Source organism: Aeromicrobium sp. CF3.5 (assembly GCF_051262695.1).
Lineage (GTDB): Bacteria > Actinomycetota > Actinomycetes > Propionibacteriales > Nocardioidaceae > Aeromicrobium.
The window spans coordinates 392,137-410,857 of the sequence record NZ_JBIMEZ010000001.1; the positions used below are offsets into that span (position 1 = coordinate 392,137).

Here is an 18,721-nt window from a genome sequence, read left to right on the forward strand (position 1 = left end):
GGGCCTCTCAGCTCGTGAGCTTGACGCGGATGGAGCCGAAGTCGGCGTTGGGGTCAGTGCCGTAGGAGTCGATGCCTTCCAGCCCGCCGACCCACCCGGTGAAGTAACCCTGGATGCCTCGGCAGCTGCCCGTGCACGGGGGCGCGGACGGGTCCAGGTGCGAGGACCTCACGGTGTTCTGGTCCCCGAGCCGCCACCCGGTGATGACGAACGGCGCGTAACCGCCCACACGAGGCCACAACGTCGTGCCCCAGCCGCTCCAACCGTCGTGCTCACCGATCGCCATCAGATACGTCTTTCCCGGCACCAAGGCGTTCATCCGATCGGTGCAGCTCTGCGGGAACTCATACTTCTGCGGAAAGATCTTTCCGTTGTTGGGTCCCAGCGCGGTCGAGGCCAGACAGGTTGAGGCGTCGAACCCGGGGCTGTCCAGGTTGCCCACCCACAACGCACCACCAATGCTGGTGTTGGTTCCGCCGTCGGGCGCCTCACACGTGATCGGCTCGGTCTGCGAAAAGCGTGGAGCGGCGTCGTACCGGTAGAGCTTACGTTCGGAAGTCGGGTTCAATCTCCACGCGTTGAAGTCGCAGGTGTCCAGCGTCAGCGGCATCGTCGTGGCTGCGGTCGGGACCTGGCCCCAGGCGACCGTGCTGCTGGCCGTGACCGTCCTGGGTTCGACGCCCACGATGGCGGCGAAGCTCATCGGCACACTCTTGGAGACGGTGAGCGACATGGTGCCCTGACCTGGTGTCAGCGAGCTCGGCATGCTCGGCGAGGATCCCGTGGCGTTGCCGGCGACCATCAGCTGGGCCGTCGCGAGCGCGCCAGCGGGCGTGCAGCGCTGGAGCTGGGTGGAGGTCGCTCCCTGTCGTGTGGCGCGAGCGCAGTCCTGGCCGATCGCCAGGGCGGCGCTGTCGGCTGCCTTCTGCACGCTTCCGTTCTGCAGCACGAGATTGCCCACGTCGACGCTGAGACCGACCGCGGCGATCAGCATCGGGGCGGCGACCGCGAACATGACGGCGACGACGCCGCGTTCGGCACGAGCGGTCAGGCAGCGCATCGCGCCACCGCCTTTCCGGTGATCGTGAAGGTCGAGGCAATTCCGGGCAGCAGCTGCGGGAGCGGCGTCACGGCCGGGACGCCCGTGCGACTGATGGTGACGGTGACATTGGGATACGTGCCGTCCGATGCTGGCATGCAGCTCGATGCCGGGCTGCCGTCGTCGAACGTGAACGAGTAGGTAGGCGTCACCGATGCGGGGATGCCTGCGTTGCGGGCGGCCGAGGTCGCGGTGCCTGCAGTGTCGCTGATCGAGTACGACCTAGCCGCGACGAGTGCTGCGTTGTCGTACGTCGCCGTGTTCCTGAAGCGGTCGCCATACTCGATGACGCCCATGATGAGGGCGAGGAGGAGGGGGGCGATGAGCGCGAACTCCACGGCAGCAACTCCGTGGTCGCCTCGGCGACGTGTCGTCATGATGACGGCGGACTGACGAACTGACGTCGCCGCGGTCCGGACCGGACCCCACGGCGACGTCAGCTGATCGTCAGGTCCAACCTCAGGGGAGGATGGTGAGGAAGGCGGCCGAGATCCTGTTGCCGAGGGCAAGTGCTGCAATTCCGACGAGGGCGGCGATGCCGGCCGCGAGCAGCGCGTACTCGATCGCGGTGACGCCGCGCTCGTCGCGACGCTCGGTGATGGTGGCCTCGAACGACGACAGGACCACGAACAGCTTGGTGAATGCGTGCATGTTGAGTTCTCCCTCTTGATGTTTCTGTGCCGCGCCCGGATGAGCGCGTCTCCCAAGAGGGAACCTATGGGGAATAAAGTCCCGGGACTATAGTCATTAGGAGTCCCTTGAAGGACTACTCCAGTAGTCCCGATGAACTATTGACCCCGCGATACCAGCGATACTGGTGATAAACCTGTGACTGACCACAGCCTCACGGAACAATAAAAAACTGAGGGCCCCGCACATGGCGCGGAGCCCTCAGACATGGTGGAGCATAGGAGATTCGAACTCCTGACCTCTTCGATGCGAACGAAGCGCGCTACCAACTGCGCCAATGCCCCTCGGGAAGAAACCCTAGCAGGGGCTCAGGAGCCAACCGCGTGGCGCTCGTCGCCGCCAGCATCGGTCGAAGCACGCTGCGCCGGACGCTGGGGCAGGACGACGTCCTCACCCTCGATGTGACCCGATGTCCAGGCGCCGGGCTGGGCGAAGTCGATGGTGCGGACCGTGCGACCGGCACGCGGCTTGGTGACGTAGGTGGGCAGCGTGACAGGCAGCGGGTCCCACAGGGCCTCGCCCGTGGTGGAGACGCTGGGAACCGCGATGACGATCTGGTCGTCGAGGGCGTCCTCGCCCAGAGCGACGCGCTCCATCTCGTGCTTGCGACCCGGGTCGACCTCCTCGAACTGACCCGAGACCACGATGGTGTCCTCCTGGTCGGGCGTGCGAGGTGCCGACGTCGCCGCGGCGCTCTGTGACGCACGCTTCTTGGAGGTGGGACGCGGAATGCGGACACGGGGCGCCTGGGGCACCGACAGGCCACGCTCGCCGCGGACCTGGATGCGGCACGCCACGAGCCAGGCGACGATCAACGTGGCCGGGGCGGCAACGGCCAGCCACGGCACGTATGGCGTGAAGGCAGCGGCCACGGTGAGCGCCAGCAGCCCGAGCAGGGTCTGCAGGGTGCGGCGACGACGACGAGCGGCCAGCCGCGCCGCCGGACGATCGAGCGGGACGTGCGGAGCCGCGCTGGGCGCCGTGGGTGACTTCTGGGGCGTCGCGGCCTCGGGCTCGGACACGTCGGTGTCGGAGACGACGGAGCGTGCTGCAGCGATCACTCGGCCCGTGGCGCCAGCTTCTTGGACCGAGGCAGTCTTGCCGGCCTCGTCGTATCTGCGCAGCACGAGCGGCACGAAGTACGCCGCCCACACGGCGACGACAAACGCAATGATTAGTCCGCTACTCGGTCCCACGGATACGACGGTAGGTCCTGTGAGCCCCGAACTCGCGGACGCTCATGGTGTGTCGGTCCGAAATCTGTGACTCATGTGGTTCGTGTGGCGCGCTCGAGCACTCCGCGCGGCACGTCCTCGGCCACCATCTGGAACACCTGGTGATCGCGCCAGGCCCCGGCGATGTGCAGATATCGCGGCGCCATGCCGATCGGGGTGAAGCCGAGCTTGGCCACGATGCGCAGGCTCGCCACGTTCTCGGGTCGAATCGCAATCTCGACCCGGTGCAGGCCTGCTGTCGTGAACAGGTGATCGCAGACCAGGGCGACGGCGGTGGGCGTGATGCCACGCCCCGCATGCGACTGCGCCACCCAGTATCCGATGGTGCCGGTCCGCGCCGACCCCCACGCGATGTTGCTGACGGTGACCATGCCCACCATCTCGCCGTCCCAGGTCGTCACGAACGGCATGGACTGGCCACGACGGGCGCGACTGCGCAGGGAACCAGTCATGGCCAGGTACGACGTGGACGCCGACCCGCCCTCCGGCGGCATCGTGGCGTCCCAGGGGCCCAGCCACTGGGCGTTGTCGCGGCGCAGCCTGGCCCACGTGGTCGAGTCGCGGCGACGCAGCGGCCGCAGACCCACCGAGCCATGCTCCAGCTCGACCGGCCAGCCGAGGGTCACGCCGACGACTCGGGCGCGCGCGGGTGGTCGCCCCCGGCAAGCTGGTCGACGGCGTGCGGCACGAGGTCGGTCAGGACCGCGATCGCGTCCTTGACTCCCCCGCGCGATCCGGGGACCGTCACGACGAGCGTGCGTCCGATCACTCCGGCGACACCACGCGACAGCGCGGCGGTGGGAACGCCCTGAGCGATTCCGTACGCGCGGATCGCCTCGGCTACGCCGGGCAGCTCCCGATCCAGCAGTGGCCCGACCACGTCGGGCGTGCGGTCGGTCGGGTTGATGCCGGTGCCGCCGGTGCTCAACACCACAGCCACGCCCGCCTTCACCGCATCGGCGACGGCCTGACCGACCGGTGCACCGTCGGGCACCACGACGGGATCGGGCGTCTCGAAGCCCCACCCGCGCAGCGCCTCGACCAGCAGCGGACCCGTGGTGTCGGAGTACACGCCGCTGGCCGCGCGGTTCGACGCCACGACCACAGCAGCGGTCCTGATCACGAGCGGGTCCAGGTGCCGCTGCGACCGCCGGACTTCGCCACGACCTCGACGTCGGTGATGCGTGCACCCTTGTCGACGGCCTTGACCATGTCGATCACGGTGAGCGCCGCGACCGTGACCGAGGTGAGTGCCTCCATCTCGACACCGGTGCGATCCGCGGTGCGCACGGTCGCCTCGATCACGACCGAGTCGTCGGTCACCTGCAGGTCGACCTCGACCCCGCTGATGGCGATCGGATGGCACAGCGGCACCAGATCGGGCGTGCGCTTGGCCGCCATGATGCCCGCGATGCGGGCCGTCGCGATCGCGTCGCCCTTGGGCATGCCCTCGCTGCGCAGCAGTGCGATGACCTCGGCGCTGACCTCGACCCGGCCGCGGGCCGTCGCCGAGCGCGAGGTGATGTCCTTGCCCGTGACGTCGACCATGCGGGCCGCGCCGGCCTCGTCCAGGTGGGTGAAGCGGTCACTCATGGCGGATTCAGAACGGCCGGTCGAGCACGAGGGTGCGGACGGTGTCACCCATGTTGAGCGCCGTCTGGTCCTCACCCACGATGATCAGCGCATTGGCCTGGGCCAGGTCACCCACGAGGTGCGAGCCAGTCGCCTCCAGCGGGGTGACCTTGGCACCGCGGTGCGTGACCTCGAAGATGCCGCGCAGGTACTGCCGCACGCCCGGCCGGGAGGTGACGTCCTGCGCGAGGACCGCGTGCACCATGGGTCGACGGTACGGGGTGCGGCCCATCATGCGGCGGATGGCTGGCAGCACGAAGACCTCGAAGGAGACGTACGCCGACACCGAGTTTCCCGGCAGCGTGATGATGGGGGTCTGCTCGTCGAAAACCTTGCCGAAGCCCTGCGGCTTGCCCGGCTGCATGGCCACCTCGACGAAGTCGACGGTGCCGAGCGCCGAGAGCGTCTCCTTGACGACGTCGTGGTCACCCTTGCTGATGCCGCCGCTGGTGACGACGAGATCGGCGCGGACGAGCTGATCGGACAGCACCCGGCGGAAGGTCTTGGGATTGTCGTCGACGGCTCCGACGCGGTAGCAGATGGCGCCCGCGGCCCGCACCGCCGCGGCCAGCATGTAGCTGTTGCCGTCGTTGATCGAGTCGTAGTCGAGGTGGGTGCCGGGTTCGCGCAGCTCCGAGCCGGTCGACATCACGACCACACGCGGACGGGGCCTCGCCCGCACCCGGGGGGCGCCGAGCGAGGCGAGCAGGCCGATCTCGCGGGGACCCAGCACCGTGCCGGCCGGCAGCACCTCGTCGCCGGTGGTGACGTCGGTGGCCCTGAGACGGATGCGGGCACCGGACTCGGCGGCCTCGCGGATCGAGACCCGGTTGTTGCCACGGTCGGTGGCCTCGTAGGGCACGACCGCGTCGGCGCCGCGCGGGATGGGCGCGCCCGTCATGATCTTGACGGCGGTGCCGGCACTGATCGCGAACGGCTTGGACGATCCGGCGGCGATCTCACCGACGACCGGAAGCACCACCGGGGACCCCTCGCTCGCGCCGGCGATGTCGCTCGCGCGCACCGCGTAGCCGTCCATGGAGGCGTTGTCGAAGCGCGGCAGATCGATCTCGCTGACGAACGCGTCGTGCAGCGGCAGGCCCAACGACTCGACCAGGGGCTGGTCGTACGCCGTGAGGGGACCGATGCCGCGCAGGATCTGCTCGAGATGGTCCTCGACCGTCAGGCGACCGTCAGCGATGCTGGCCGGCCGGGGACGCGCCCGTGGCTTCGGCCCAGGCTCGGGTGCCGGTTCGGGCTCGTTGGGGGTGGAGTCCTCCATGGGGGGAGTCACCCCGGGTGGTGCGATGACGTCAGGGGTGGGCCCATCGGCCGTGGGCGGGGTCTGCTCGGGAGGTGTATCGGGACGACTGGTGCCCTCGGGGCGTGCCTCGTCGTCCGTTGCCATGCAGGCAGCCTAGCCGTCGCCCAACTGTGTGCCCGCAGCCACACGCTCTGCGGCGCCGGTGTCGTCGAGCGTGGCCGCGCCGTGCACGGTCACGTCGCGCTCGAAGCGCCAGTCGCCACGCACCGTCAACGCCGTCGCACCGACCAGCGACGGCGGGGCCGGGATGCGGGCGTCGAAGTCCGCGATGGTGGTGAAGAAGCGGCGATCCAGATCGACCTGCGGAGGCTCCACCTGAGCCCGCACCCGGTGGTCGTCGCCGATGCCGTAGACGTCCGAGCGCAGGAGCAGCAGGTCGTTGGTCGTCTTGACCGGCAGGAACCTGGACCGATCGACCTCGATGGCCGTGGCGCCGTCGAACACCTCGATCGCGGCCCCCATGGCCGACTCGATCTGGACGACCGGGGTGCTGGTGGGATCGGCCGGGTCGACGGTCTTGGTGTTGCGGATCAGGGGCAGCCCGAGCACCCCGTCGCGCTCGCGCAGCAGCGTCTGCAGAGCCCGCAGGTCGAACCACAGGTTGTTGGTGTGGAAGTAGCGGTGTCGCGTCAGGTCGGTCGCGGCCGCGACGTCATCGGGATCGGTCTGTGCCGTCTCGCGCAGCACGAGTCGGCCGTCGCTGCGGCGCACCACCAGGTGACCGCCCTTGACGTCGGCCGGGGTGCGCCGGCAGACCTCGGCCGCGTACGGCGCACCGGACGCCGCGAACCACCCCATCATGGCTGGGTCGGGAGCCGCACCGAGATTGTCGGCGTTGGAGACCGTCGCATAGCGGTAGCCGCGGTCGATGAGGGTCTGCAGGACGCCGGAGACCTCCAGCGCCGTGTAGAGATCGCCGTGGCCCGGCGGGCACCACTCGAGCGTGGGGTCGGCCGGCCAGTCGACCGGGGTGAGGTCATCGGCGCGCAGCTTGGGCTCGGAGTTCTGCAGGAAGTCCAGGTCGAGGCCGTCGACAGCGATGTCGCCATGGCGCTGCAGCGCGGCCAGCGTGTCGTCGCGGGTGCGGAAGCTGTCCATGAACACCAGTGGCAGCCGCACCCCGTGCTGCTCGCGCACGTGCTGCACCTGACCGACGATCACGTCGAGGAAGTTCTGTCCCGGACGCACGGGCAGCAGCGTCTTGGCACGGTCCAGGCCCATCGAGGTGCCCAGCCCGCCGTTGAGCTTGATGACGGCGGTGACATCAGCAGCCGCGCGGCAGTCCTCCTCGGAGACCTGCAGTGCGCTGGCGTGGTCGATGCCCTCGAGCGGATCAACGTCCGCCTCGCGGATCAGCCCCGAGCCCCCGTCGCCCAGCTGGCGATAAAACGCCGAGAACACGTCCACGGCTCGTTCGGCCACCCCAGCGGACCGCATCCGCTCCTGCGCCTGCTCCAGACCCGACATTCCAGCAGCGTATCGGGTGTCGGAGCCTCACAATCGCCACGTGTACTCGACTTCGGGCCGACCTCCTCCGCCGTACCGCGGTCGACGTCCCACCAGGTCTGCATCCGCGAGGTGCTCCAGATAGCGGCGAGCGGTGACCCGCGAGGTGCCCACGGCGACGGCCACCTGCGAGGCGGACGTCGCCTCGGCAGCACCACGCAGGAACTCGGTGACCGTGCGCAGCGTCTCAGCGCTCATTCCTTTGGGCAACGCCTGTGGCCCGGACGGCCGCAGCAACCCGATCAGCTGGTCGACCTCGTCCTGGACCAGCTGGGGTTCGCTCTGGCCCAATCGCGAGCGGAAGGCGGCGTACTGCTCCAGCTTGGCGCGGAAGCCAGCGAACGTGAAGGGCTTGAGCAGGTAGAACACCACTCCTTGGGTCATGGCGCGCTGCACCACGGCCAGATCGCGCGCCGAGGTCACCGCGACGACGTCGCACAAGTGCCCGGCCCCGCGAAAGCGCTGCAGCAGCTGGAGCCCGTGGCCGTCGGGCAGGTGGAAGTCCAGCAGGACCAGATCGACCTCCTGATCCCCGAGCATCCGCAGCGCGTCGACACCCGACCGCGCGATGCCCGCCACCTCGAACCCCGGAAGCCGGGTCAGGTACGTCGCGTGCGCAGTGGCCGCGATCTCCTCGTCCTCCACCACCAGCACCCTGATCGCCATCAGCGGGGGATCCTCACTCGGAAGGCCGCCCCGCCGAGGTCCGAGCGCTCGACCTCGATGGAACCGTCGTGACGGCGGACGACCTGGGCCACCAGCGCCAGCCCGAGGCCGCGCCCCAAGCCCTGGTCACCGCGCTTGGTGCTCCAGCCGCGCTCGAAGGCCCGCACGGCTTCGTCCTGCCGCAGGCCGGGTCCGTTGTCCTCGACCTGCAGGTCCAGCCGCTGCGCCGTCGCCTCCATCCGGACGACGACGCGCGCATCGGCGCGGCCCGTGACCGCGTCGAGAGCGTTGTCGATCAGGTTGCCCAGGACCGTGACGACGTCGCGGGCCGGCAACGGCACCTCCTCGACCCGGGAGGCCGCCGACAGCTCCAGCTCGATGCCACGTTCGGAGGCCTGAGCGGTCTTGCCGAGCAGCATCGCAGCGACCACCGGTTCCTCCACGGCGGCGACGACCTGGTCAGTCAACGCCTGCGCGGCCTCGAGCTCATCTGTGGCGAACTCCAAGGCCTCGTCGCTGCGGTCCATCTCGATGAGGGAGACCACCGTGTGAAGACGGTTGGCCGCCTCATGATTCTGCGAGCGCAGGGACTCGGCGAGACCTTTCACGGTGTCAAGCTCCCCAGAGACCGCCCGCAGCTCGGTGTGGTCGCGCAGCGACACCGCTGAACCGACGACCCGTCCACGGCTGAGCGCGGCGGCCTGGTTGACGACGAGCACGTGGTCACCGACCAGGTACAGGGCATCTGGACCGGCCGACCCGGCCCGTAGTTCGTTCGCCAGCTCGTCGGGTAGGTCGAGCTCGTCGGCGCGACGGCCAACCGGGTCTGACCCCAGGCTCAGCAGTCGTCGCGCTTCGTCGTTGGCCAGCACCACTCGTCCTCGATCGTCGATCAGCAGCAGGCCCTCGTGCACCGCGTGCAGCACCGAGTCGTAGTACTCGTACATCCGGCCGATCTCCACCGCACCAAGACCATGGGTCTGGCGGCGGAGCCGGCGGCTGATCAGCGCAGAGCCGATGCCGCCAAGACACAACACCAGCAGACCGGCCAGTCCGATCCCGAACAGCTGGCGCTGCAGCGCCCGGTCGACGGTCTCCAGCGTGACGCCCACCGAGACCAGGGCCACCACCTCCTCGCCATCCACGACCGGCACCACCGCCCGCACGGAGCGCCCGAGCGTGCCGGTGTACTGCTGGGTGAACACCTCGCCCAGTGGTGCGCGGCCGAGGTCACCGATGAAGTCCTCGCCGATTCGCGCCAAGGTGGGGTGGGAGTACCGCGTCCGGTCCAGCGCCATCACCACGACGAAATCGGTGTCGGTGTCCACGCGCACCTGCTCGGCGTACGGCTGGATCGTCGCAGACGGGTCAGGGCCGTCCAGGACATCGATCACCGCCGGGGAGTCCGCGACGGCCTCGGCGACGACGACCGAGCGGGTGCTGGCGATGTCCAGCTGGTCACGCCGGGCGTCGACGAGAGCCAGCACCACCACCGCGGTCACCAGAGCGAGGACCACCAGCACCTGCAGCACGAAGATCTGTCGGGCGACGGAGCCACGCGACGTGGCGAACATGGAGACCTCTGGGACAGCTGAAGGACGGACGAGACAGGACACGACAGCCTAGCAATCTGCCTCGTTCCGTCGGTCGGGGCGACAGGTTCGCGTGGGCAATTCGTGAACTCAACGAACAGAACCTCGATTCTTCGGCACACATGCCCGAGTGTGACCGGAGTCACCGCCACCGACCTGCTGATGCAGAGCATCGTGGCCTTCCTCGAACATGGAGCCCCTCATGGAGATCTTGCACTCCTCGATCGCAATCATTGCGGCGATCGTCCTCATCATCAGGTTCAAGGTGGACCCGGTCATCTCGTTGGTGATCGCCTGCGTCTACCTGGGCCTGGCGAGCGGGCAGGGCGCGGACGGCACGATCACCCAGATCACCGGCGGATTCGGCGACATCATGGCCGAGGTCGGTCTGCTGATCGGGTTCGGCGTGCTCATCGGATCGCTGCTGCACTCGATGGGCACCTTCCGGGACCTGGTGGGGATCCTGGCCCGGCGGGTCGGAGGCCGTCTCCCGTACGCGATGACGGCAGCACTCGCCACGATCTTTCCGTCGATCTACGTCGACGTCCAGGTCGTGCTGGCGGCCCCGGTGGCCAGGGAGTCGGCGCCGGCAGTCGATCGTCGGATCGGTCTGCCCTGGTTGGCCGGCGCGATCGCGATCGGCATCTTCGCCGGCTACGTGTTCGTCGTCCCGGGCCTTGCGGCTGTCGCAGTCGCCGGCCTGATGGAGGTGCCGTTGGGCACCTACCTGCTGTACGGCGCACCCATCGGACTCGCCACGGCACTGATCACCACGTTGCTGTTCCGCCTGCTGTTGACACGTGGCTTCTGGAACGTCGAGACGGACGTCGAACCGGACGTCCTCACGGAGGACGGCCAGCCGCGCGAGGAGACCGACGACGTGCTGATCGCCACGAGTGCGGCCGCACTTCCGCTGATCGTTCGCCTGCTGCCCATCCTGGTTCCGCTCGTGTTCATCGCTTCTGGCGCGATCGCCGGCGTGGCGGGCTTCTCCCACCCCGTCCTCTCCTTCGTGGCTGATGCCAACATCGCCTTGTTCGTCGGACTTCTGCTCGCCTTCGTGATGGTGCGCAGGTCACTGGGCGCCGATGGAGTGGGCACTGTGCTCGGAGCAGGCTTCCAGACCACCGGCGAGATCCTGCTGATCACCGGCGTGGGCGGAAGCCTTGGCGCCGTGATCTCGGCGAGCGGCATGGCCGAGACCCTCGAGGACGTCTTCACCGCGAGCGAGAACGCATCCGTGTTCGTGAGCATCCTGCTGGCCTGGTTGATCGCCGCAGTGCTCCACTTCGCCATCGGATCGGTGTCGGTGGGAGCGATCACGGCCGCAGGGATCCTCTCCCCGATCGTCGGCTCGCTTGGTGTCGACCCGGTGGTCATCGCACTCGCGATCGCCTCGGGAGCCATGTTCGCGCTGCACGTGAACAGCAACTTCTTCTGGATGTTCAGCACGTTGCTGGACCTGACGACCAAGGGCACGCTGAAGACGCTGACCCTGGCCACATCATTGGGCGCCGTGGTCTCGCTGCCATTGGTGCTGGTCGCCAGCCTGGTGGCCGCCGCCACGTAGGGCGGCGGCGCGTACAGGCGCTCGAGGCGAGCCTCCGCTCGTAGGGTCGACACGTGACCTCCAAGGCAGATCTACGCGCCCACGTGTCGACCCGCCGGCGTGCCATGTCCGACGCAGAACGGGCGGCGGCCGCCGAGGCGATCGCGCAGCAGGCTGCGGCGGTCGGGCTGATCACGCGGGCGCGGCGGATCGCGGTGTACCTGTCGATGGCGTCCGAGCCCGGCACCGGCCCGCTGATCACGACCCTCACCGCCCTGGGAACTGAGCTGATCGCTCCCGTGACGGCGCCCGATCACACCCTCGACTGGGCGCGCATCACCCTGGGCGCACCGACCGCAACGGCGTCGATCGGCATGGCCGAGCCGACCGGACCGCGCCTCGGCGCCGCTGCGCTCGACGCGTGTGACCTCGTGCTGCTGCCCGCGCTCGCGGTCGATCACGCCGGACACCGCCTCGGTCGTGGCGCCGGCTACTACGACCGCGCGCTGGCGGGTGTCGACATTCCGCTGTGCGCGCTCGTGTTCGCCCACGAGCTGCTGGCCGAGGTACCCCACGAGGACCATGACGTCTCGGTCCAGATGGCCCTCACCCCGCAGGGTCTGTTCCGCGCTCCCCAGCCGGGCGCCTGACCGTCTCCACATTCGGCGGAGCCGGGAAGCACTCAGCCCGGCCGCGAGGCGAGATCGGGTCTGATCCAGTACGAGAGCGGAACGATCTCCACGCCGCGACCGGGGCGCGGGGCCTGGATCATCTGGCCGTTGCCGAGGTACATCGCCGCGTGATAGATCGACCCGGCACCACCGTTGCTCCAGAACAACAGGTCGCCGCGCCTGATCTGCGAGACCGAGACCTGACGGGTCGCGGTGAACTGCGAGCCCGCATAGTGCGGCAGGCTGACGCCCGCAGCCTGCCAGGCACGCATCGTCAGACCCGAGCAGTCCCATGACGAGGGACCCGCGCCACCCCACACGTACGGCTCCCCCAGCTGCGCACGGGCGAAGGCGATGGCCGTCTCGACCTTGTTGCCCGACGCGGGCGGCGGACTGCTGGGCGGCTTGGGCTTGGGCGTCGGCTTGGGTGTCGTCGGTGCCGGTGCCGGAGCCGGTGCCGGAGCCGGAGCGGGCGCAGGCGCCTGTGCCTCGTCCGCTGGTGGCGCAGCTGCGGGGACGACCGACTCGGGAGCTGCGGGACCCGAACGATCGAGGCGCTCGTCGATGACGTCCTGCGCCCGGGTGACCTCGGCGACCGACGCGTCCTGGGCCTCGGCGAGCTGTCGCAGCAGGGCTTCGCGCTCCGTCTCGGCCGAGGACTGCATCTGCTCGGCGCGCGCGATCGCGTCATCGATGTCGGCCCGAGCCGACCTCTGCTGCGTGGTCGCGGCTTCCTGGTCGGCCAGCGACGACTCGACCGCGCTGGTCGCAGAGCTCAACACGGTCTGTCGCGCGTCGAGGTCGTCGAGCACGGCCGTCATCGCCTCGTCGACCGCAGTGTTGGCCGAGGCGCGCTGCAGCAGCTCAGCGGGAGCACTGCCGTCGAGCATCGAGGCGACGGCACGCCCCGTCGTGCCACTCTGCAACCGCTCGACCGTCATCGCCGCCACCGCGTCGCGCTGCTCCTGCACGAACGCGTGCGCCGTGCGCTGCTCGTCGCGGTGCTCGACCAGGTCGACGCGGGCCTGCTCCCGCGCAACGGTGGCCCCATTGAGTCGCTCGGAGGCCGCGGCCGACTGCGCGTAGAGACCGTTGAGCTCTTGGCGCGTCTCGACCAGACGAACCTGGATCTGGCTGACCGACGGGTCGTCGGCGACAGCCGTACTGACTCCGGTGAGGGCGGTCAGCACGACGGCCAGACCCAGGGCCCCCCGGAGGGGCAGAACCGTTCGCATAGGAGGAACGTACGTCGCATCGGCCCCAATGAACACTCCAGTACCAAAAATAACTCAAGTCACATGCGTGTCATTACCGGACTTCCGGTGAATGCCCGTCAAACTAGCTCGCCGCAGGTTGCAACGTGAGGGTGTCCTGAGCGCTGTCGGCGACCGCATCGGCCGAGAAGGCCCACGGCAACGTCTCGCCGCGCTGCCACATCGGGAACTGGTCGAGGTAGTTGCTCTGGAAGGCGTGGCCAGAGTTCCCAGTCAGCTGGATCCAGCGCGATCGGTCCAGGTCCTCGAGATCGATGACCATCCGCATCGAGGGCACGGCCGTGACCTCATAGCCCTGCGACGCGTCCGAGGAGGTTGCGTTGACCAGTCCTCCGCCGCCGGCGACGCCGAAGGGCCCCCGGTTGAACAAGCTCTCGACCGGCCCGATGCCCGATTCGCCCAACGTCGGGTTGACCAGCTCCAGCTGGTGCAGTCTGCCCCAGGTCCACCGCTCGGGGTCCTTGGACTGCTGTGCGGTCATCGTGTCGCGAGCTCGTCGCAACGCGGTGCGCAGCACGACGTCTCGCGTCTCGACCTGCTCGGTGTCGATGTCGTCCCACCAGCTGCCGCCACGGCTGTCCAGCAGTCCATCCACGACCTGGAACCAGCGTTCGCCCCCGCTCGGCCACTGGCCGGGCGGCAGCTCGTCGCGGAACGTCAGGGCGAGCAGCTGGTTCCACACGGCGTCGAAGTAGGCCGCAGCCCCCGAGTCGGCCGTCTGCCGGAAGTCCCAGCCGCGCAGCAGCTCCTGCCCGGCGCTGTAGTACTCGCCGCCCGGATCGACCTTCAGCAGCTCGGGCACCAGACGTCGAGCGTTGGCGTTCATCGAGTCCATCTGCATCTCGGTCATGTCCTGCACCGTGAACTTCTCATCGCGGTCCAGCAGCTCGCGGATCCGGTCGGCCCGATAACCGGCTGCGGTGTCGGCGCCCAGCAGGAAGGGATAATCGTCGTCGATCACCTTGTTGTTGGCCGTGACGATGAACCCGTCGTCGGGATTGAGCACCGAGGGCAGCCGCTCGAAGGGGATCGTGCCCGTCCAGTCGTACTGCGGATCCCACCCCGGCACGGGCCACCGACCGTCGCCGGTACGACGGGTGGGGATCGTGCCGGGTGTCTGGTAGCCGATGTTGCCCTCCCGATCGGCGTAGACGAGATTCTGCGACGGCACCGTGAACTTCTCGGCCGCATCGCGGAACTCCTCCCAGTTCGACGCGGTGTCGAGCGCGAAGATCGCCTCGACGGTCGGCTCGGGAGTCAGCGCCGTCCAGCGCAGCGCCACCTCGTAGATGCTGGCTTCCGCTGTGGTCTGCTCGCTGCGACCCACCTTGGCCAACGAGTCGTCGAGGTCGGAGAGGATCGGGCCGTTGCGTGTCGATCGCACCGTGATCGTCTCGCTCTCACCGCCGGCCACCTGGAAGGTCTCCTCGCGGGTCTCCAGCGGAATCTGTTCGCCGTCGTACAAGTAGTTGCCGCCGCTGACCTTCTCCAACGTCAGGTCCGCGACATCGGCGTACAGCGTCGTGACTCCCCAGGCGACATCTCGATTGTGGCCCACCACGACCCCGGGCAGCCCGGCGAACGAGAAGCCCGACACGTCGTACTCGCAGTCGGCGGAGACGGTGCGGCAGTGCAGACCCACCTGGTACCAGATGCCGGGCATCGACGGCGCCAGGTGCGGATCATTGGCCAGGATCGGCATGCCGGTCTCGGTGCGGTCACCGGACACGACCCACGAGTTGGACCCGATGCCGTCGCCCGTCCCCAGCAGCGTGGGCAGCTGGTCGGCGGCCGACTGCGCCGCGGACATCCCCTCCATCGCCTGCGCGTAGCCGGAGTCGGCTCCCGGCTCGAACCCGGCCGGCGTCAGACTTTCCTGCTCGCCCGGGCCGCCCCCGATGGCTCCACTGCTCAGGTCCCCGCTCTCCACGATGGTGGGGTGATCGGCCGGGTAGTCCGGGTAGAGCTGCTCGACCTGATCGGGACTGAGGTTCGCCGTCGACAGCACCCGATCGGTCTCATCGGACATGTTGCTGCGCAGGTCCCACGCCATGGCCTTGATCCAGGCGACGGAGTCGGCCGCGGTCCACGGTGCGGGCCGATAGTCGGTACCGGTCAGCGACAGGATCTGGTACTCCAGCGACAGCGACGACCCGCCCTTGCCGTCGATGTAGGAGTTGACGCCCGAGCTGTACGAATCGAGCAGCTGGCGGGTGTCGTCGTCGACCAGGTCGACCTCGGCCTCAGCGACCCGCCGCCAGCCGAGCGTGCGCACGAACTTGTCGGTCTCGAGCGCCGATTCGCCCACGAGCTCGGACAACCGACCGGCCGTCACGTGCCGGCGGAAGTCCATCTCCCAGAAGCGGTCCTGCGCCTGCACGTAGCCCTGCCCGAAGAATAGGTCCTCGGGCGTGTCGGCGTACACCTGCGGAATGCCATTGGCATCGCGCACGATGTCGATCGGACCGGAGATCCCATCGAGACGCACCTGGCCCGACGTGTCCGGGAAGGAGCTGCGCACCTCCACGAAGACGAACACGGCGAGCGCCACCAGCACCACTGAGACACTGAGACTGACACCGACGACGATCTTGCGCATCGGGCCATTGTGCCTGAGCACTCAGAGGGCCGGCACGTCGCGGATCTCCCCGACGAGCTCCTCGAGGACGTCCTCGAGCATGATCACGCCGATCACCGTGCCGTCGGCGTCGGCCACCCGCGCCATGTGGGAGCCCCGCACCTGCATGGTGCGCAGCGAGGCGTACAGGGCCGAGCCGGAGACGACGGTGGCCAGCGGCCGCAGCCACTTGTCCGCGATCGGTTCGTGGCGGGCGGCGTCGTCGGTCTCGAGCACGTCCTTGATGTGCAGGTAGCCCAGCAGGTCGCCATCGCCGTCCGCGACCGGGAAGCGCGAGAATCCGCTCTCTGCGCACGCATTCTCCACGTCGACCGGGGTGCTGGCCGGTGGGATCGTGATGAGGCTCTCGCGTGGGAGCAGGACCTGGTCGACGGTGCCGCCGTGGAAGTCCAGCGCACCGGAGACCAGTCCGTACTCGTCCTCGTCCAGCAGGCCCTCACGTCGTGACTCCTCGACCAGACCGGCCACCTCGTCGTGGCTGTACGTGCTGGCGACCTCGTCGACCGGCTCGAACCCGCACAGTCGGACGAACGCGTTGGCGATGCCGTTGAGCGCGAGCACGATCGGCTTGAGCACGGCGACGACGACCAGCATGATCGGCGCGAGCACCAGGGCTGCACGATCGGGGCCGACCAGGGCCAGGTTCTTGGGCACCATCTCGCCCAGCACCACGTGCAGGAACACCACGAGCGTCAGCGCGATCGTGAACGAGATCGGGTAGACGAGAGCCTCGGGCACGTTGAGGGACTCGAACACGGGCTCCAGCAGGTGTGCGATGGCAGGCTCGCCGACGGCGCCCAGGCCCAACGAGCAGATCGTGATGCCGAGCTGCGCTGCGGCCATCACCTGGGTGACGTTCTCCATGGCACGCAGCGCAAGCTTCGCCGTGCGGGACCCGGCGTCGGCGGCCGGTTCCAGCTGGGTGCGTCGGGCCGAGATGAGCGCGAACTCCGAGGCCACGAAGACGGCGTTGAAGGCCAACAGGACCGCGGTCAGGACCACTCCCCACCAGTCACCCATCGCTGCCACCTCCCACCGTGAGTGACACTCTCTCGACGCGTCGCCCGTCCATGCGCTCGACGGTCAGGGTGACGTCGATCGACTCGGGCTCGTCGTCCTCGCCCTCGCCGGGGACCACGACCTGCACCACCACGACGTCGCCGCGTTCGGCGATGCGGCCGAGATCGGCGTGCACGAGGCCGCCGATCGTCTCGTAGTCCTCGTGCTCCGGCAGCGCGACAGCGGTCTGCTCGAGCACCTCGTCGGGGCGCAGGAGCCCCGACAACGACCAGGTGCCGTCGCGTCGGTGCCGGCTCCGCTCGAAGATGCGGTCGTGCTCGTCGGCGATGTCGCCGACGATCTCCTCGACGAGGTCCTCCAGCGTGACGACACCGTCGTTGCCGCCGTACTCGTCGACCACCACCGCCATCTGCATGCCTTGGTCACGCAGCAGGGTCAGCAACGGGTCGAGCTCGATGCTGTCGGGCACCGTGGCGGCCGGATCGGCCAGATCCTGCACTCGTACCGACCGGCGGCGCGACGGCTCGACGCCGACGGCGCGCTTGACGTGGACGATGCCCACGACATCGTCGGGATTGCGGCCGATGACCGGAAAGCGTGAGTGCCCGGTCTGGCGAGCAGCCTCGATGACGTCGGCGGCGGTGTCGCGCGCCTCCAGGAAGTGCACCCGCACGCGGGGGGTGCGGACGTCGGCAGCGGTGCGTTCACCGAAGGCGATGCTGCGGGCCACCAGGTCGGCGGTCTCGTCGTCGATCGCACCCTCGCGGGCCGAGCGCAGCACCAGGGAACGCAGCTCGACCGGCGACCGCGCCGATCGCAGCTCTTCGGTCGGTTCGACTCCCATGCCGCGTAGGATGCGGTTGGCCGAGCCGTTCAGGAAACGGATCGGATAGGCCATCGAGATGGTGAACCAGCGCTGCGGCAGCTGGGTGATGGCCGCGGTGCGCTGCGGTAGCGCGAGGGCGAAGTTCTTGGGGATCAGCTCGCCGACCAACATCGTGACCAGCGTGCTGATGGTGATGGCGAGACCGTAGGAGACACCGCGCAGCGCGCCGTCGCTGAGGCCCAGCCCCTCCAGCGGACCGCGCAACAGCTGACCGAGCGCCGGTTCGGCCAGGAAGCCGATCGCCAGGTTGGTGATCGTGATGCCGAGCTGCGCGCCGCTGAGCTGGGTCGACAGGCTGCGCAGCGCGAGCAGAGTGCCCTCGGCTCCGCGCTCTCCAGCCTCGGCATCGCGCTCGATGGTGGCTCGGTCGACGGTGACGAAGGAGAATTCAGCAGCGACGAAGACGCCGCAGGCGAGGACCAGCCCGAAGGCGACGGCCAGCAGGATCCATTCGGTCATCCGATGAATCCGGAGGTGTACGAGGTCAGGGCAGATGCGGTGATCACGATGGCAGAACTGTACCCTGAGGGGTCGAACCCGACTGTTGACAGGAGCCGCTGTGCCCACGTACCAGTACCAGTGCACCGAGTGCGGTGAAGCCCTGGAGATCCACCAGAGCTTCAGCGACGACGCACTGACGGTCTGCCCGAACTGCGAGGGCCGGCTGCGCAAGGTGTTCAACGCCGTCGGCGTCGTGTTCAAGGGCTCGGGCTTCTACCGCAACGACAGCCGCGGAACCGATCCGAAGGGGGCCTCGGCGACGACCTCCGACACCGGCTCCAAGGACTCGGCGGCCACGACGACCGCACCCAAGGACTCGAAGTCCTCGAGCCCGAAGTCCGACTCGTCCAGCGGCACGACCTCCTCGAGCAGCAGCAGCAGCAGTCCGTCCGCGCCCACCACCTGACGTACGCCTGTGGACGGCTTGGTCCACCGTGC

General features: G+C 68.8%; 18 protein-coding genes and 1 tRNA gene. 3 read left to right on the forward strand and 16 right to left on the reverse strand.

Annotation, left to right across the window (positions count from 1 at the left end):
• Positions 1 to 7: 7 nt before the first annotated feature.
• From ACHAA3_RS02000 to ACHAA3_RS02055, 12 genes are all read right to left on the reverse strand, one after another.
• On the reverse strand, positions 8 to 1,060 hold the full coding sequence (locus ACHAA3_RS02000) for a pilus assembly protein TadG-related protein (RefSeq protein WP_435707256.1): 1,053 nt from the start codon (positions 1,058 to 1,060) through the stop codon (positions 8 to 10).
• Positions 1,048 to 1,476 (reverse strand): TadE/TadG family type IV pilus assembly protein, encoded by a 429-nt coding sequence (locus tag ACHAA3_RS02005; protein ID WP_435707257.1) that lies wholly within the window; start codon positions 1,474 to 1,476, stop codon positions 1,048 to 1,050. The genes ACHAA3_RS02000 and ACHAA3_RS02005 overlap by 13 nt, the downstream gene beginning before the upstream one ends.
• A gap of 82 nt (positions 1,477 to 1,558) precedes the next feature.
• Positions 1,559 to 1,750 carry a Flp family type IVb pilin gene (locus ACHAA3_RS02010; protein WP_435707258.1) on the reverse strand — a complete coding sequence of 64 codons (192 nt, stop codon included), beginning with the start codon at positions 1,748 to 1,750 and terminating at the stop codon, positions 1,559 to 1,561.
• Positions 1,751 to 1,997: 247 nt separating this feature from the next.
• Positions 1,998 to 2,073: transfer RNA gene (locus ACHAA3_RS02015), tRNA-Ala, on the reverse strand.
• Between the two features lie 24 nt (positions 2,074 to 2,097).
• Positions 2,098 to 2,985: a divisome protein SepX/GlpR gene (gene sepX / locus ACHAA3_RS02020; protein ID WP_435707259.1), complete on the reverse strand. Its 888-nt coding sequence runs from the start codon at positions 2,983 to 2,985 to the stop codon at positions 2,098 to 2,100.
• A 71-nt stretch (positions 2,986 to 3,056) separates the two neighbouring features.
• Entirely contained in the window at positions 3,057 to 3,650 is a 594-nt protein-coding gene (locus ACHAA3_RS02025; protein ID WP_435707260.1) for a GNAT family N-acetyltransferase, read from the reverse strand.
• Entirely contained in the window at positions 3,647 to 4,123 is a 477-nt protein-coding gene (locus ACHAA3_RS02030) for a MogA/MoaB family molybdenum cofactor biosynthesis protein (protein ID WP_435707261.1), read from the reverse strand. Before ACHAA3_RS02030 ends, ACHAA3_RS02025 begins: the two co-directional genes overlap by 4 nt.
• Positions 4,124 to 4,143: 20 nt before the next feature.
• Positions 4,144 to 4,617: a cyclic pyranopterin monophosphate synthase MoaC gene (gene moaC, locus ACHAA3_RS02035; protein ID WP_435707262.1), complete on the reverse strand. Its 474-nt coding sequence runs from the start codon at positions 4,615 to 4,617 to the stop codon at positions 4,144 to 4,146.
• A 7-nt stretch (positions 4,618 to 4,624) separates the two neighbouring features.
• On the reverse strand, positions 4,625 to 6,064 hold the full coding sequence (gene glp / locus ACHAA3_RS02040; RefSeq protein ID WP_435707263.1) for a molybdotransferase-like divisome protein Glp: 1,440 nt from the start codon (positions 6,062 to 6,064) through the stop codon (positions 4,625 to 4,627).
• 9 nt (positions 6,065 to 6,073) lie between these two features.
• On the reverse strand, positions 6,074 to 7,447 hold the full coding sequence (locus ACHAA3_RS02045; RefSeq protein WP_435707264.1) for a UTP--glucose-1-phosphate uridylyltransferase: 1,374 nt from the start codon (positions 7,445 to 7,447) through the stop codon (positions 6,074 to 6,076).
• A gap of 27 nt (positions 7,448 to 7,474) precedes the next feature.
• Positions 7,475 to 8,152 (reverse strand): response regulator, encoded by a 678-nt coding sequence (locus ACHAA3_RS02050; protein ID WP_435707266.1) that lies wholly within the window; start codon positions 8,150 to 8,152, stop codon positions 7,475 to 7,477.
• On the reverse strand, positions 8,152 to 9,726 hold the full coding sequence (locus tag ACHAA3_RS02055; protein WP_435707268.1) for an ATP-binding protein: 1,575 nt from the start codon (positions 9,724 to 9,726) through the stop codon (positions 8,152 to 8,154). The genes ACHAA3_RS02050 and ACHAA3_RS02055 overlap by 1 nt, the downstream gene beginning before the upstream one ends.
• Positions 9,727 to 9,946: 220 nt before the next feature.
• On the opposite strand from ACHAA3_RS02055, the gene ACHAA3_RS02060 reads away from it, so the two are divergent.
• Both ACHAA3_RS02060 and ACHAA3_RS02065 read left to right on the forward strand, forming a co-directional pair.
• Entirely contained in the window at positions 9,947 to 11,314 is a 1,368-nt protein-coding gene (locus tag ACHAA3_RS02060) for a GntP family permease (protein WP_435707269.1), read from the forward strand.
• Positions 11,315 to 11,367: 53 nt separating this feature from the next.
• Positions 11,368 to 11,943, forward strand: coding sequence for a 5-formyltetrahydrofolate cyclo-ligase (locus ACHAA3_RS02065; RefSeq protein ID WP_435707270.1), 576 nt, complete (start codon positions 11,368 to 11,370; stop codon positions 11,941 to 11,943).
• Positions 11,944 to 11,975: 32 nt separating this feature from the next.
• Here ACHAA3_RS02065 and ACHAA3_RS02070 read toward each other — a convergent pair whose 3' ends face one another.
• The 4 genes from ACHAA3_RS02070 to ACHAA3_RS02085 all read right to left on the reverse strand — a co-directional run bounded on the left by ACHAA3_RS02070 (position 11,976) and on the right by ACHAA3_RS02085 (position 18,241).
• Entirely contained in the window at positions 11,976 to 13,199 is a 1,224-nt protein-coding gene (locus tag ACHAA3_RS02070) for an NlpC/P60 family protein (RefSeq protein WP_435707271.1), read from the reverse strand.
• Between the two features lie 103 nt (positions 13,200 to 13,302).
• A complete protein-coding gene (locus ACHAA3_RS02075; protein ID WP_435707272.1) occupies positions 13,303 to 15,837 on the reverse strand; it encodes a penicillin acylase family protein in 2,535 nt (844 codons plus the stop codon).
• A gap of 21 nt (positions 15,838 to 15,858) precedes the next feature.
• Positions 15,859 to 16,896, reverse strand: a complete 1,038-nt coding sequence (locus ACHAA3_RS02080; RefSeq protein WP_435707273.1) for a hemolysin family protein — start codon at positions 16,894 to 16,896, stop codon at positions 15,859 to 15,861.
• A complete protein-coding gene (locus ACHAA3_RS02085; protein ID WP_435707274.1) occupies positions 16,889 to 18,241 on the reverse strand; it encodes a hemolysin family protein in 1,353 nt (450 codons plus the stop codon). Before ACHAA3_RS02085 ends, ACHAA3_RS02080 begins: the two co-directional genes overlap by 8 nt.
• A gap of 100 nt (positions 18,242 to 18,341) precedes the next feature.
• On the opposite strand from ACHAA3_RS02085, the gene ACHAA3_RS02090 reads away from it, so the two are divergent.
• Positions 18,342 to 18,689, forward strand: a complete 348-nt coding sequence (locus ACHAA3_RS02090; protein ID WP_435707275.1) for an FmdB family zinc ribbon protein — start codon at positions 18,342 to 18,344, stop codon at positions 18,687 to 18,689.
• The last annotated feature ends 32 nt before the right edge of the window (positions 18,690 to 18,721 follow it).

Excerpts from the sequence above, each read along its gene's own strand:
- ACHAA3_RS02085 (WP_435707274.1), bottom strand. The coding sequence starts at position 18,241 with ATGACCGAATGGATCCTGCTGGCCGTCGCCTTCGGGCTGGTCCTCGCC.
- moaC (WP_435707262.1), bottom strand. The coding sequence starts at position 4,617 with ATGAGTGACCGCTTCACCCACCTGGACGAGGCCGGCGCGGCCCGCATG.
- ACHAA3_RS02000 (WP_435707256.1), bottom strand. The coding sequence starts at position 1,060 with ATGCGCTGCCTGACCGCTCGTGCCGAACGCGGCGTCGTCGCCGTCATG.
- ACHAA3_RS02005 (WP_435707257.1), bottom strand. The coding sequence starts at position 1,476 with ATGACGACACGTCGCCGAGGCGACCACGGAGTTGCTGCCGTGGAGTTC.
- ACHAA3_RS02010 (WP_435707258.1), bottom strand. The coding sequence starts at position 1,750 with ATGCACGCATTCACCAAGCTGTTCGTGGTCCTGTCGTCGTTCGAGGCC.
- ACHAA3_RS02080 (WP_435707273.1), bottom strand. The coding sequence starts at position 16,896 with ATGGGTGACTGGTGGGGAGTGGTCCTGACCGCGGTCCTGTTGGCCTTC.
- ACHAA3_RS02045 (WP_435707264.1), bottom strand. The coding sequence starts at position 7,447 with ATGTCGGGTCTGGAGCAGGCGCAGGAGCGGATGCGGTCCGCTGGGGTG.
- glp (WP_435707263.1), bottom strand. The coding sequence starts at position 6,064 with ATGGCAACGGACGACGAGGCACGCCCCGAGGGCACCAGTCGTCCCGAT.
- ACHAA3_RS02055 (WP_435707268.1), bottom strand. The coding sequence starts at position 9,726 with ATGTTCGCCACGTCGCGTGGCTCCGTCGCCCGACAGATCTTCGTGCTG.
- ACHAA3_RS02070 (WP_435707271.1), bottom strand. The coding sequence starts at position 13,199 with ATGCGAACGGTTCTGCCCCTCCGGGGGGCCCTGGGTCTGGCCGTCGTG.
- ACHAA3_RS02060 (WP_435707269.1), top strand. The coding sequence starts at position 9,947 with ATGGAGATCTTGCACTCCTCGATCGCAATCATTGCGGCGATCGTCCTC.
- ACHAA3_RS02050 (WP_435707266.1), bottom strand. The coding sequence starts at position 8,152 with ATGGCGATCAGGGTGCTGGTGGTGGAGGACGAGGAGATCGCGGCCACT.
- ACHAA3_RS02075 (WP_435707272.1), bottom strand. The coding sequence starts at position 15,837 with ATGCGCAAGATCGTCGTCGGTGTCAGTCTCAGTGTCTCAGTGGTGCTG.